The following is a 13754-nucleotide window of genomic DNA, read 5'->3' on the forward strand; positions in this document are numbered from 1 at the left end:
CCCACCGGGCAGGAAGGCGCTGAGCAGTGAGTGAGCAGACCGAGTACGACGTCGTCGTGATCGGGGGTGGCCCCGTGGGGCTGTCCTGCGGCTGGCAGGCCGCGGCACGGGGCAGCCGCACCCTGGTACTGGACCGCGTCGGGTTCTTCAACGAACGGTTGGGGACCAGCGGGGCGGAGCGGCACTGGCGGCTCCAGTACACCCAGGAGGACCTGTTCCAGCTGACGCTGGCCGCGCTGCCGCAGTGGCGCCGGTTGGAGGACCTCGCCGAGCGGACGCTGATCCACGAGATCGGCAGCCTGTGGTTCGGGGATGTCGAGGTCGAGACCAACGAGGGTCAGATCGCGGGCACCGCCCGCATGATGGACAAGCTCGGCGTGGGCTACGACTGGCTGACGGCCCGCGAGATCGAGAGCCGGTTCGGGTTCACCAACCTGCCGGACCACTTCGCGGGCTTCCTCCAGCCCCAGGGCGGCACGATCGACGTGCGGGGCACCATCGCGGCGCTCTACGGCCTGGCGCAGGAGGAGGGCTGCGACCTGCGTGGCGGGGAGCGGGTGCTGGAACTCGTCCCGGACGCCGACGGGGTGAGCCTGCGCACCGACCGGGGCCGCTACCGGGCGTCGAAGGTGGTGTTGGCCAACGGGGCCCACGCCAACGACCTCCTCGCGCCGCTGGGCGCGTCGATCGACATCCGGCTGTACGAGATGGCGCTGGTGACGATGCGGCGCCGCTCGGAGGACGTGGACTTCCCGTTCTGGTTCGTCTTCCAGGAACCCACTCCCGAGGACACGAACCTGTTCTACGGGTTCGGCCGGAACCCGTGGTCGCCCAGCGAACTGGTCCGGCTGGGACCGGTGTTCGAGGTCGACGCGCTGGAGCACGCCGACCTGGCCACCAACACGCCCAACCCCCGGCACATCAGCCGCATCGGTGAGTTCATCGGCCGGCACCTGCCGGCGCTCGACCCGGAACCGGTGCGCACCGGCACCTGCCTGGCGGTGCTGCCCGGCGACCCGCGTCGCCAGTTCTTCCTCGGCACCGCGCAGGGCCTGGTCGACCACGGCGAGCACCTGGTGCTCTACAGCGCCGGCTGGGGCTTCAAGTTCGTGCCCCTGCTGGGCCAGATCTGCGTCGACCTCGCGTTGGACGGCCGCACCGCGCACGACATCTCCCGTCTCAGCCCCACAGCCCCCCAGGAGGAGTCCCAGTGACCGGTCATGACACCGTCGAGTCGTCCGAGGGGAGCGTCGCCGTCGTCGGCATGGCGGGCCGGTTCCCCGGAGCGCCGGACCTCGACGCCTTCTGGCGCAACCTGCGCGGGGGTGTGGAGTCGGTCGCCCCGCTCAGCGACGAGGAGCTGTTGGCCGAGGGCGTGCCCCGCGAGGTGTTCTCCCGCCCCGAGTACGTCCGGGCCGCCTCGGTGTTGGACGGGGTGGACCTGTTCGACGCGTCGTTCTTCAACGTCAACGCGCGGGAGGCGGCGCTGCTCGACCCCCAGCAGCGGTTGTTCCTGGAGACGGTGTGGCACGCGTTGGAGAACGCCGGCCGTGGCCCCGGGACCGACAGCGACGTCGGGGTGTTCGGTGGGGCGGGCATGTCGGCGTACCTGATGTCGAACCTGCTGGGTGGCAGCAGGATCGTGATGAGCCCGACGGTCTTCGAGCTCCAGATCCACAACGACAAGGACTACCTGGCCAGCCGGACGGCGTACCTGCTCGGGCTGAACGGGCCGGCCGTGTCGGTGCAGACCGCCTGTTCCAGCTCGCTGGTGGCGGTGCACCAGGCGGTGCGGGCCCTGGTGAGCGGGGACTGCGGTACCGCGGTGGCCGGTGGTGTCTGCGTCCGGGTGCCGCACAAGGTCGGCTACCTCTACGAGGAGGGGTTGATCTACTCGCCCGACGGGCACTGCCGTCCCTTCGACGCCGACGCCAGGGGCACCGTGTTCGGCAACGGTGTCGGCGCGGTGGTGCTGCGCCGGTTGGAGGACGCGCTCGCCGACGGTGACGACGTGCTGGCCGTGATCCGGGCGACGGCGGTCAACAACGACGGCAACGACAAGGTCGGCTACACGGCGCCGTCGGTGGCCGGGCAGCAGCGGTTGATCGCCAGTGCCCTGGCCGCCAGCCAGGTGGAGGCGCACACGATCACCGCGATGGAGGCGCACGGCACCGGAACCCAGGTGGGCGACCCCATCGAGATCAGCGCGTTGAGCCGGGCGTTCGGCGAGCACACCACCAAGACCGGGTTCTGCGCGTTGGGGTCGGTGAAGGCGAACATCGGCCACCTGGAGTCGGCGGCGGGTGTCGCGAGCCTGATCAAGGCGGTGCTCCAGCTGCGGCACCGGGAACTGGTCGGGGACCCGCACTTCCGCAGCCCCAACCCCCGGATCGACTTCGGGCAGACCCCGTTCTTCGTGAACACCGAGCTGAGCGAGTGGCGCAACGGCACGCACCCCCGTCGGATCGGGGTCAGTTCCTTCGGCATCGGCGGCACCAACGCGCACGCCATCCTGGAGGAGGCGCCGGCGCGCCGTCCCTCACCGGAGCCGGTGCGGCGCCCGCAGGTCGTGCTGCTGTCCGCGAAGTCGCCGCAGGCCCTGGACCAGGCCACCGCCGACCTCGCCGACCACCTCGACGCCGAGCGGGACACCGCCGACGCGGCCCGGCTCGCCGACGTGGCCTCCACGACCCGCCTGGGTCGGGGCTCCCTGCGGTTCCGGCGGGCGCTGGTGGCCGACGAGGTGGGCACCGCCGTGGACCTGCTGCGCGGGTCGGACCCGTCGCGGGTGGCCAGCGCGGTGGCCCGCCCGGCCGCGCCCAAGGTGGTCTTCCTCTTCCCCGGGCAGGGGACCCAGCACCCGGGGATGGGTCGTGGCCTGTACGAGGCGGAGCCGGTGTTCCGGGCCGCCGTGGACGAGTGCGCCGAGATCCTGCTGCCGTTGTTGGACCTCGACGTGCGCACCGCGCTGTACGAGGCGGAGGAGGGTGACGAGGCGGCGGCCACGGCCGTGGAACAGACGGGCCTGGCCCAGCCGGCGTTGTTCGTCACCGAGTACGCCCTGGCCCGGCAGTTGCTGAGCTGGGGTGTCACGCCGGACGCGATGGTGGGGCACAGCCTCGGCGAGTTCGTCGCGGCCTGCCTGGCCGGGGTGATGGACCTCGGCGACGCGCTGCGGCTGGTCGCCTCGCGTGGACGGTTGATGCAGGACCTGCCCGGTGGGGACATGCTCTCCGTCGGGCTGCCCGAGGAGGAGCTGCGGGAGCTGTTGCCGGCCGAGCTGTCGGTCGCCGCCGTCAACGGACCGGCGCTGTGCGTGGTGTCCGGGCCCAGCGAGGCGGTCGCGGAGTTCCGGGAGTCCCTGGAGGGCCGGGAGGTCAGCACCCGGCTGCTGCGGACCTCGCACGCCTTCCACTCGGCGATGGTCGACCCGGTCGTGCCGACCTTCACCGACCAGGTGCGGGAGGTGTCGCTGCGGGCGCCGGAGCTGCCGATCCGGTCCACGGTGACCGGTGGGTGGCTGGAGGCCGAGGGCGCCACCGACCACGGCTACTGGGGCACGCACATGCGGGAGCCGGTGCGTTTCGGCCAGGCGGTGCGGGAGGCGGTGGCCGACCTCGGGCAGTGCGTCCTCGTCGAGGTCGGACCGGGCAACACGCTGGGCACCCTGGCCCGGCAGGCCGTCGACTCGGCGGCGACGGTGTCCGTCGTCAGCGGGATGCGCCGCGCCGACCAGGACGGGCCGGACGTGGAGGTGTTGCTGTCGGCGCTGGCCGGGCTGTGGCTCGCCGGGGTCGAGGTGGACTGGACGCGGTCGGAGCCTGGGCGGGCGCGGGTCGCGCTGCCCGGGTACCCGTTCCAGCGGCAGCGCTACTGGGTGGAACCGCGGGGCGGGGGCGCGAGCGGGGAGCTGGTCATCGACACCCCCACCGGGGGTGAGGACGCCGAGGGCGAGGCCACCGCCGGTGGTCGGCCGGCGCACCTGCTCACCACCTACGTGGCACCCCGGGACGACGCCGAGCGGACCCTGGTGGAGCTGTGGGAGGAGTTCTTCGGTTTCTCCCCGATCGGCGTGCACGACAACTTCTTCGAACTCGGCGGGCACTCGCTGTTGGCCACGCAGATCCTCAACCGGCTGGGGTCGCGGCTGGGCCACTCGGTGGCCCCGAGCCAGCTGCTGTCCCGGCCGAGCGTGGCCGGGCTCGCCGAGCTGCTGGCCGAGCAGGAGGACAGCGACGCGCCGGCGCTGAAGCTCCCGGTGCTGGTGCCCGACCCCGAGCGCCGGCACCAGCCGTTCCCGCTGAACGAGATGCAGCAGGCGCAGTGGATCGGCCGGCTCGGCAGCTTCGACATGGGCGGGGTGGCGCCGCACCTGTACCTGGAGTTCGACAGCGACACCCTCGACGCGGCGCGGTTGCAACGGGCCTGGCAGCAGGTGGTTCGCCGCCACGAGATGCTGCGCATCGTCGTGTTGGCCGACGGCCGGCAGCGCATCCTCGACAACGTTCCCGACTACGAGTTCGAGGAACTGGACCTGCGGGGCGTGGACCCGGAGGAGGCGCGCGCGCTGCTGGCCGAGGTGTCCGACCGGATGTCCACCGAGGTCCGGCCCGCCGACACCTGGCCGTTGTGGGAGGTGCGGGTGTCGAGGCTGGGTGACGGGCGGCTGCGCACCCACATCAGCTTCGACCTGTTGTGCGCCGACGTGGCCAGCTTCTTCTACCAGATCCTGCCGTCGTGGCGGGAGTTCCACGAGAACCCGGAGCTGTCCTCGGAGCCCCCGGAGCTGTCCTTCCGGGACTACGTGCTGGCGGAGGAGGCCCTGCACGACTCGCCGCTGTACGAGCGGTCTCTGGAGTACTGGCGGGAACGGGTGGCGCAGTTGCCGCCCGCGCCGGAGCTGCCCACCGTGGTCGCGCCCGGCGAGCTGGTCACGCCGGAGTTCGTGCGCCGGCACGGCAGCCTGGACCCCCGGGTGTGGGCGGGCATCAAGGAACGCGCCGGTGAGCACGGCGTCACCCCCTCCAGCGTGCTGTTGGCCGCCTACGCGGCCGCGGTGGGCCGGTGGAGCAAGAGCCAGCACTTCACGTTGAACTTCACCGCGGTCAACCGGCTGCCGTTCCACCCGGACGTCGACACCACGGTCGGGGAGTTCGCCTCCTTCGAGCTGCTGGAGGTGGACGTCCGCGAGCTGGACACCTTCGCCGAACTGGTGACGCAGGTGCAGCGGCGCAGCTGGGAGGACTTCGAACACCGCTACGTCAGCGGGGTGCGCATCCTGCGGGAGCTGAACCGGCTGCGGCGGGACACCACCGGTGGGCTGATGCCGATCGTGTTCACCAGCGCGCTGTCCACCGAGACCGACCCGGCGTCGGTGCCCTCCCCGTTGGACTGGCTGGGCGAGCAGGCCGGGTTCATCTCCCAGACCCCGCAGGTCACCATCGACCACTTCGTGTTGGAGTTGGGTGGTCGCCTGGAGCTGGCCTGGCACGCCGTCGACGAGCTGTTCCCCGACGGGATGATGGCCGAGATGTTCGAGGCCTACCAGGAACTGCTGGTGAGCCTCGCGACCCGGGAGGGGTGGGACCGGCCGCCGCTGGTCGCGCTGCCCGAGGAGCAGCTGCGGGCCAGGGTCCAGGCCAACGACACCTCCGGTCCCGTGCCCGAGGGGCTGCTCGCCGACCGGGTGTTGGCCGCCGGCCGCGACCCGGTGACCGCCGGGCGGCCCGCGGTGGTGGCCGGCGACCGGGTGCTCACCCACGCCGAGCTCGCCGCCCGCGCCGGGGACCTCGCCGGACGGCTCGTCGAGGCGGGCCACGGCAGGGGCAGCGTGGTGGGCGTCGGCCTGAGCAAGGGGTGGCGGCAGGTCGTCGCCGCGGTCGGTGCCTCCGCCGCCGGGTGCACCTACGTGCCGGTCGACCCGGAGCTCCCGGAGTCGCGGCGGCGCTGGCTCGTCGAACACGCGGGCGTCCAGTGCCTGCTGGTGGACGGCGCGGGCGGCACCGAGTGGCCCGAGGGCGTCCCGACGCTGGTGGTCCCCGACGGGTCCACCGCCCCGCCCGCCGAGGCCGCCGACTGGCGGTGCCTCGGAGACCCGGGCGACATCGCCTACGTCATCTACACCTCGGGATCGACGGGCACGCCGAAGGGGGTGGCCGTCACCCACACCGCGGCGTTGAACACGCTGGTGGACGTCCAGGAACGGTTCGGGCTGACCGAGACCGACGCGGTGTTGGGCCTGTCCTCGCTGAGCTTCGACCTGTCCGTCTTCGACGTCTTCGGGATCCTCGGCGCGGGGGCGGCCCTGGTGCTGCCGGAACCGGAGGCGCGGCGGGACCCGGCGCGGTGGGTGGACCTGCTCCGCGAACACCACGTGACGGTGTGGAACTCGGTGCCAGCGCTGTTCGAGATGCTGGTGACCTACCTGGAGAACGGGCGGGAGGAGGACACCGGGGTCGCGCTGCGACTGGCGATGCTCAGCGGCGACTGGATCCCGGTGAGCCTGCCGGACCGGGCCCGGGCCCAGGCACGGGACCTGCGGGTGGTCAGCCTCGGTGGTGCCACGGAGGCGGCGATCTGGTCGATCCACTTCCCCGTCGAGGAGGTTCCTCGGGAGTGGACCTCGATCCCCTACGGCTACCCGCTGCGCAACCAGTCCTTCCACGTGCTCAACGACCGGATGGAACCGGCTCCGGTGTGGACGGCCGGGCACCTGCACATCGGCGGCGTGGGCCTGGCGTCCTGCTACTGGAACGACGAGCAGCGCACCGCCGAGTCGTTCGTCACCCACCCCACCACCGGTGAACGGCTCTACCGCACCGGTGACCTGGGCCGGTACCTGCCGGGCGGGGTGATCGAGTTCCTGGGCCGGGAGGACTTCCAGGTCAAGATCGGCGGGTTCCGGGTGGAGCTCGGCGAGGTGGAACACGCGATCGAACGGCACCCGAAGGTCGCCAACGCGGTGGCGGCGGCACTGGGCTCCCGCACGCAGCAGCGGCTGGTGGCCTACGTGGTGCCGGCCGAACCCGCGGAGGACCTCATCGAGTCGGTTCGGGAACACCTGGCGGGGACGGTCCCCAACTACCTGGTGCCGGCCGACATCGTGGTCCTCGACGAACTCCCGCTCAGCGCCAACGGCAAGGTCGACCGGGCGGCGCTTCCCGCGCCGGACCGCGTCGGGCACGCCGGCGGCGGCGACGGGATCGTCGACGAACGGCTCGCCGACACCCTGGAGCGGCTGCTCGCCCTGGCCGCGGAGAGCCTGTCGGTGGAGGCGGCCGGCGCCGAGGACAACTTCTTCTCCCTCGGCGGCGACTCGATCATGGGTATCCAGTTCGTCAGCCGTGCCGCCGCGGAGGGACTCCAGGTCGGCCCGCAGGACCTCTTCGAGAGCGACACCTTCCTCGACCTGGCCCGCAGGGTCACCGCCACCTCCGAGCAGGAGGCGGACGGGACGGTCGCGCCGTTCACCCCGCACCAGGCGGCCCTGGTCGCCGAGGGGGCCGTGGACTGGATCACGGTCGAGGCGGCCGCCTCCGACCTCGACCCGGCGTTGGCCGAACGCGCGCTGCGGGAGATCGCCGACCGGCACCCCGCGCTGCGACTGCGGTCGGGGACCCGGGACGACGGGACGCCAGGGCAGTACGACGGCGGATCCCCGGGGGACGGCCTGTTCTCCGAGATCGACCTCAGCGGGCTGGCTGAGGACGCCCGGGACGACGCGCTCGCCGAGATCGTCGCGGAGATGTCGGAGGAGGTGGGCCTGGCGGAACGGGAACCGGTGAAGTTGGCCGTGGTCCGCGCCGGCGCCGACGACGTGCGGCTGCTGTGGTTGGCGGCCGGTGCCGCCCTGGACGACACGTCGTGGCGGCTGCTGTTGGCCGAGTTCGGCCGGGCCTACCAGCAACTGGCCGAGCGGGGTTCCATCGACTGGACCGGGATGCCGGAGAGCGTCCTGGGCTGGGTCGCCACCCAGGAGGGCGCGGCACCGCCCCCCTCGGTGGAGACGGTGGCCTTCACCGGGGAACTGCGCACCGTGCTGGACGCGGACGTGACCACCGCGTTCGCCGAGGCCACGTTCGGCGCCTACCACCTGGAGCTGGGTGAGGCGGTCGCCGCGGCGCTGACCGTGGCCGCTCGGGCCTGGCCTGGGCGGGAACCGGCGGTGACGGTGGAACGGTCGCTGCGGACCGCGACGACCGACGAGGCGCTGGGCCGGTTCACCGAGGTGACCACGCTGGACGTGGCGGCCGAGGCCGTCGCCGACACCCTGACCGGGGTGAAGCGGGCCTACCGGGACGTGGTCCGGCCGGCGCCGGCCCAGCCGCGCGTGCACCTGCGGGACGTGCGGTCCGGTGACTGGCGTCCCACCTCCGGGCCACTGTCCCCGGCCGGGTTGTCCTCACCCGTGTCCACCGCGACCACTCCCGAGGTGCTCGCCGAGGTCGGCGCCGCGGTCGTCGGAGGGGAGCTGGTGCTGCGGTGGCGGCACACCACCGACGCGGCCGAGGCCACCGCGCTCGCCGAGGCGTTCACCGAGGCGGTCGAGACCATCACCGAGCACTGCCGGCAGGCGGGTTCCGGTAGCTACGAGCCGTCGGACTTCCCCCTGGCCGGTGTCGACCCCGACGAGCTCAGCGCCCTGCTGTCCACCCTTGAGAAGTAAGGCCGGTCCATGAGCCAGTTGAAAAAGGGCATCGAGGATGTCTACGAACTCACCCCGATCCAGCAGGGCCTGCTGTTCGAACAGCTCGCCAACGGAGACGCCGGCGTCTACATCGAGCAGCTGCTGCTGACCTTCGACGGAACGCTGCACCCCGAGGAGTTCCAACGGGCGTGGCAGATGGTCGTCGACCGCCACCCGATCCTGCGGACCTCCTTCCACTGGCGGCCGGAGGGCCTGCCGCTCCAGGTGGTGCACCAGCACGCCGAGCTGCCACTGGAGGTCCTGGACTGGCGGCACATCCCGGTCGCCGAGCAGAAGGAGAAGATCACCGAGTGGCTGGACCGGGAACGCGTCGAGGGTTTCGACGTGACCCAGGCCCCGGTCATGCGGCTCAGCGTCATCCACAGCGAACCCGAGACGTGGATCTTCGCCTGGCGGCTGTCGCACCTGCTGATGGACGGCTGGTCGTTCGGGTTGGCGGTCAGCGACTTCATCGACTGCTACCGGGCCCAGTGCCTGGGGTACGAGCCGGAGCGCCGGCCGATGCGGCCCTACCGCGACTACGTGGCCTGGTGGAGCCAGCGGGACCCGGAGGGCAGCCTGCCGTTCTGGCGTTCGGAGCTGGCGGGGTTCACCCCGCCGGAGCAGCTGCGGATGGGCGGCACTCCCCCGGCTCCCGGGGAACCCAGCCACGGGTTCGTGGAACTGAGCATGGCCGAGCTGGAGGCCGGGCTCCGCGACCTCGGCAGGACGAACCAGCTGACGCTGAACACCCTCGTCCAGGGGGCCTGGCTGGTGGTGTTGTCGCACCACTACGGCACCACCGACGTGGCCTGCGGTTTCACCATGGCGCACCGGCCGGCGGAGCTGCGGGGCAGTGAGAACATCCTCGGGCCGTTGATCTCCACGATGCCGGTGCGGGAACGACTCGAACCGACCCGGGCGGCGCTGTCCTGGCTGCGGGACTTCCAGATCCACATCACGGCGGTGCGGGAGAACACCAGCAGCCCCCTGTTCGAGGTGCAGCGGGTGCTGAACCTGCCGTTGGACGTGCCGCTGCTGGAGAGCAGCGTGTCCTACGAGAACATGCCCATGCCCGACTTCGCGCTCGCCGAGACCGGGATGAAGCTCACTGAGATGCGTTACGACGGGCGGCCGCACTACCCGATCACGATGGTGATCATGCCGGGTGAGGGCATGCCGCTGCGGGTGATCTACGACCGGAGCCGGTTCTCGCCCGAGGCGGCGCACCGGTTCTGCGACCACCTGCGCACCGTCCTCACCCGGCTCGTGGAGTCCCCCGAGCTGACGGTGGGCGAACTGCTGCCGGCCGAGGCCGTCGGGCCGCTGCCCGGTGCGACCGGGGACACGCCCGCCCCGCTGGACGAACGGCCCCTGCACGCCACGTTCTCCGACCTGGCCGCCGCCAACCCCGACGCCGAGGCCGTGGTCTTCGGGGACCGCCGCCTCACCTACGGTCAGCTGGCCGCGCACAGCGACGCCATCGCCGAGGAACTCGTCGAACGCGGGGTGGCGCCCGGGGACCGGGTGGGTCTGTGCCTGGAACGCTCCGACGCCCTGGTCGCCGCGATGATCGGCGTGTTCAAGGCAGGAGCGGCCTACGTCCCCCTCGATCCCGAGTACCCGGCGGAGCGGCTGCTGTCGATGATCGACGACGCCGGCATCACCGCGCTGGTCCGGGGGCCGGACCTCGCCGAGCGGACCGAGGGCTTCACCGGGCCGGTGCTCACGTTGGCCGAGGAGCTGCCCTCGTCCCCCACCGGCCGACCGCTGCCCGAGGTGGGTGCCGACGCGCCCGCCTACGTGCTGTACACCTCGGGCTCCACCGGTCTCCCGAAGGCCGTCGTGGTGACCCACCGCAACGCGCAGAGCCTGCTCGCCGCCGGGCGGGAGCTGTTCGGGTTCGGCGCGGGCGACACGTGGACGTTCAGCCACTCCTTCTCCTTCGACTACTCGGTGTGGGAGATCTGGGGGGCGTTGGGCAACGGCGGCCGGCTGGTCGTCGTCCCGTCCTGGACGGTCCGCTCCCCCGACGAGTTCCACGCCCTCCTCCGGTCGGAGGCGGTCACGGTGTGCAGCCAGACGCCGATCCTGTTCGAGCACTTCGCCGCCGCGGACGAGGCGGCGACGCCGGCGGACGGCGAGCCCGCGCTGGCGCTCCGGCACATCTTCATCGGCGGCGACCGGTTGCACGCGGCGACGGTGCGGCCGTGGTTGGCCCGGCACGGCGACGACGTGCCCCAGCTGCACAACCTCTACGGGGTGACGGAAGCGGCGGTCGTGTCGACCTGCCACCGCCTGACCTCGGAGAACGTCAGCACCGACGCGCCGCTGCCCATCGGTCGCGCCCTGCCCAACCAGCGGGCGTACCTGCTGGACGACCGGGGCCGCCCGGTACCGCCCGGGTCGCGGGGTGAGCTGTGCCTGGCCGGTCCGGCCGTCGCCGCCGGCTACCACGCGCGGGAGGAGTTGACCGCCCGCCGGTTCGGCGTCGAGCCGGTGGCCCCCGCTGAGCGGATGTACCGGACCGGGGACCAGGCCAGGGCGCTGCCGGACGGCACCCTGGAGTACCTGGGCCGGGACGACTCGCAGGTCAAGATCCGGGGCTACCGGGTCGAACTGGGCGAGATCGAGGCGGTGCTCCGCTCGCACCCGTCGGTGGCCTCCTCGGTCGCCGTCGCCCGCGCGGACGCGGGCGGGGAGCGGATCCTGTGCTACGGCGTGCCGGGCGACGGCGACCGCGCACCGGAGTCCGAGGTGCGGGACTTCGCGGCCCGCCGGTTGCCGGCGCACATGGTGCCCACCGCGTTCGGTTGGTTGGACGCGTTGCCCACCACGGTGGGCGGCAAGATCGACGTGCGCGCGCTGCCCGAGCTGGAGACCACCGCCGGTGGGGACCGCGGCGAGGCCCCGCGCACCGACCTGGAACGGGAGCTGGCGGAGGTCCTCTCCGGTCTGGTGTCGCTGCCGGCGGTGGGACGGCGGGAGGAGTTCGCCGACCTCGGCCTGCACTCGGCGCACATGATGCGGCTGATGACGACGCTGCGTTCTCGGTGGAACGTGTCCGTCCCGCTGCGGGAGCTGTACGTGTCCAACACCCTGGAGGACCTGGCCAGGCTCGTGGAGAGGGAGCGGGCGTGAGCGCACCGACGGTGACCACGGGCAACGGGGCTGCCCCGCCGCCCCTCACCCGGCTCTCCCCGGAGGACGAGGCGTGGCGGGCCCATGTGCGGGCGTTCGCCGAGGAGCACATCGCCCCGTTGTCCGACCGGATGGACCGGGACGCCACCCTCGACCCGGGGCTGCGGGAGAAGCTGTTCTCCGCCGGTCTGATGGCGGTGGAGGCCCCGGCCCGCTACGGCGGCCGAGGTGGCTCGCTGTTCCAGGTCGTGCTGACGATCGAGGAGGTCGCCCGGGTCGACCCCGGCGTGGCGGTGGGTGTCGACGTGCACAACGCCCTGGTCGTGGCGACCCTGCTCCGGCAGGGCACCGGGGACCAGAAGCGGCGCCGGTTGCCGCTGCTGGCCACCCGCCAGGTGGGGGCGTTCGCGTTGTCCGAGGAGAACGCCGGGTCCGACGCCTTCGCGGGCACGACCACGGCGGTGCCCACCTCCGACGGCGGGTACCGCATCAACGGCCGGAAGCGGTGGACGAGCAACGCCGGCCAGGCCGACGTGTTCCTGGTGTTCGCCAGGACCGAGGGGCACGGTTCCTCGGCGTTCCTGGTGGACCGGACGGCTGAGGGGCTGAGCATCGACCCCCGCACCGAGCAGATGGGGGTGCGGGCGGCTGCCACCGCGGACGTGGTGCTCACCGATGTGCGCGTCCGCCGCCAGGACTGCGTGGGCGGGCCGGGCGGCGGCGAGGGGGTGGCGATCGGCGCGCTCGACATCGGCCGGATCGGCATCGCCGCGCAGATGGTGGGACTGGCCCAGGGCGCCCTGGACGAGGCGGTGGCCTACAGCAGGACCCGGGAGCAGTTCGGGCAGCCGATCGGCTCCTACCAGGGGGTGCGGTTCACCCTGGCCGACATCGCCACCGAGGTCGCGGCCGCGCGAGCCCTGCTCTACGACGTGACCAGGACGGTGGCGGCGGGGACGGACATCGCGGAACGCCTCCGGCTGACCGCGATGGCCAAGTACTTCGCCTCCCAGGTGGCCGAACGGGCCGCCTCCCGGGCCTTGGAGGTGCTCGGCGGCAACGGCTTCACCCGGGAGTACCCGCTGGAGCGGTTCTACCGGGACGTCAAGGCGGGCAAGATCTACGAGGGGACCTCGAACATGCTGCTCCGGAGCATCGCGGGGTCGCTGTGACGACCCGGTTGTACTGCCTGGCCCACGCCGGCGGAGACGCGCGGATGTTCAGGTCGTGGTCGGCGGCGCTGGCCCCGGAGGTGGAGGTGCGCCCGGTGCAGTTGCCCGGGCGCGGTGACCGGCTGCGGGATCCGCTGGTCGACGACCTGTCGACCGTGTTGGACGACGTGCTGTCCTCAGTGGACACCGACGTGCCCTACGCGCTGTTCGGGCACAGCCTGGGCGCGATCCTCGCGTTCGAGGCCGCGGGCAGGCTGCGGGACGCCGGACTGCCCGGCCCCCGGTGCCTGTTCGTCTCCGGGCACCGCGCCCCGCACCTGCCGTTGCGGGAGGCGGTGATCCACCACCTGCCCGACGACCAGTTCATCGAACGGCTGCGTGAGCTCAACGGCACGCCGCCGGTGGTGTTGGAGAGCCCGGCGTTCCTCCGGGTCCTCCTGCCGGTGCTGCGGGCCGACTTCACCATCTCGGAGACCTACCGCTACCGGGACCGCCCGGCCTTGGACTGCCCGGTCGTCGCGCTGGGCGGGAAGGAGGACCCCGACGTCGATGGCACGGAGCTGGCGGAGTGGCAGCGCCACACCCGAGGGCCGTGCCGCAGGACGATGTTCCCCGGTGGGCACTTCTTCCTGTCCTCGGAACGGGATGCGGTGCTGGCGGTGGTGGCGGCCGAGTTGGGCTCGGTGACCTCGCCGCAGCGGTCGTCCCCCTGAAGCGGGGACGGCGACGGAGGCCGACGGCGACCCCGGTCCGGG

5 protein-coding genes are annotated in these 13754 nt (G+C 72.5%); all 5 read left to right on the forward strand.

Annotation, left to right across the window (positions count from 1 at the left end; translation table 11 throughout):
• Positions 1-26 precede the first annotated feature (26 nt).
• From G443_RS06205 to G443_RS06225, 5 genes are read left to right on the forward strand one after another with little or no spacing between them, the layout of a single operon-like run.
• The gene (locus tag G443_RS06205; RefSeq protein WP_026420395.1) at positions 27-1214 is read left to right on the forward strand and encodes an FAD-dependent oxidoreductase; all 1188 of its coding nucleotides are present in this window, start codon (positions 27-29) and stop codon (positions 1212-1214) included.
• On the forward strand, positions 1211-8665 hold the full coding sequence (locus G443_RS06210; protein WP_026420396.1) for a hybrid non-ribosomal peptide synthetase/type I polyketide synthase: 7455 nt from the start codon (positions 1211-1213) through the stop codon (positions 8663-8665). Before G443_RS06205 ends, G443_RS06210 begins: the two co-directional genes overlap by 4 nt.
• Before the next feature lie 9 nt (positions 8666-8674).
• Positions 8675-11827 (forward strand): non-ribosomal peptide synthetase, encoded by a 3153-nt coding sequence (locus G443_RS06215; protein ID WP_026420397.1) that lies wholly within the window; start codon positions 8675-8677, stop codon positions 11825-11827.
• The gene (locus tag G443_RS25365; RefSeq protein ID WP_081715694.1) at positions 11824-12999 is read left to right on the forward strand and encodes an acyl-CoA dehydrogenase family protein; all 1176 of its coding nucleotides are present in this window, start codon (positions 11824-11826) and stop codon (positions 12997-12999) included. Before G443_RS06215 ends, G443_RS25365 begins: the two co-directional genes overlap by 4 nt.
• Positions 12996-13712, forward strand: a complete 717-nt coding sequence (locus G443_RS06225; protein WP_035293029.1) for a thioesterase II family protein — start codon at positions 12996-12998, stop codon at positions 13710-13712. The genes G443_RS25365 and G443_RS06225 overlap by 4 nt, the downstream gene beginning before the upstream one ends.
• Positions 13713-13754 lie beyond the last annotated feature (42 nt).

Source organism: Actinoalloteichus caeruleus DSM 43889 (assembly GCF_000429185.2).
Classification (GTDB): Bacteria; Actinomycetota; Actinomycetes; order Mycobacteriales; family Pseudonocardiaceae; genus Actinoalloteichus_B; species Actinoalloteichus_B caeruleus.

Excerpts from the sequence above, each read along its gene's own strand:
- G443_RS06215 (WP_026420397.1), top strand. The coding sequence starts at position 8,675 with ATGAGCCAGTTGAAAAAGGGCATCGAGGATGTCTACGAACTCACCCCG.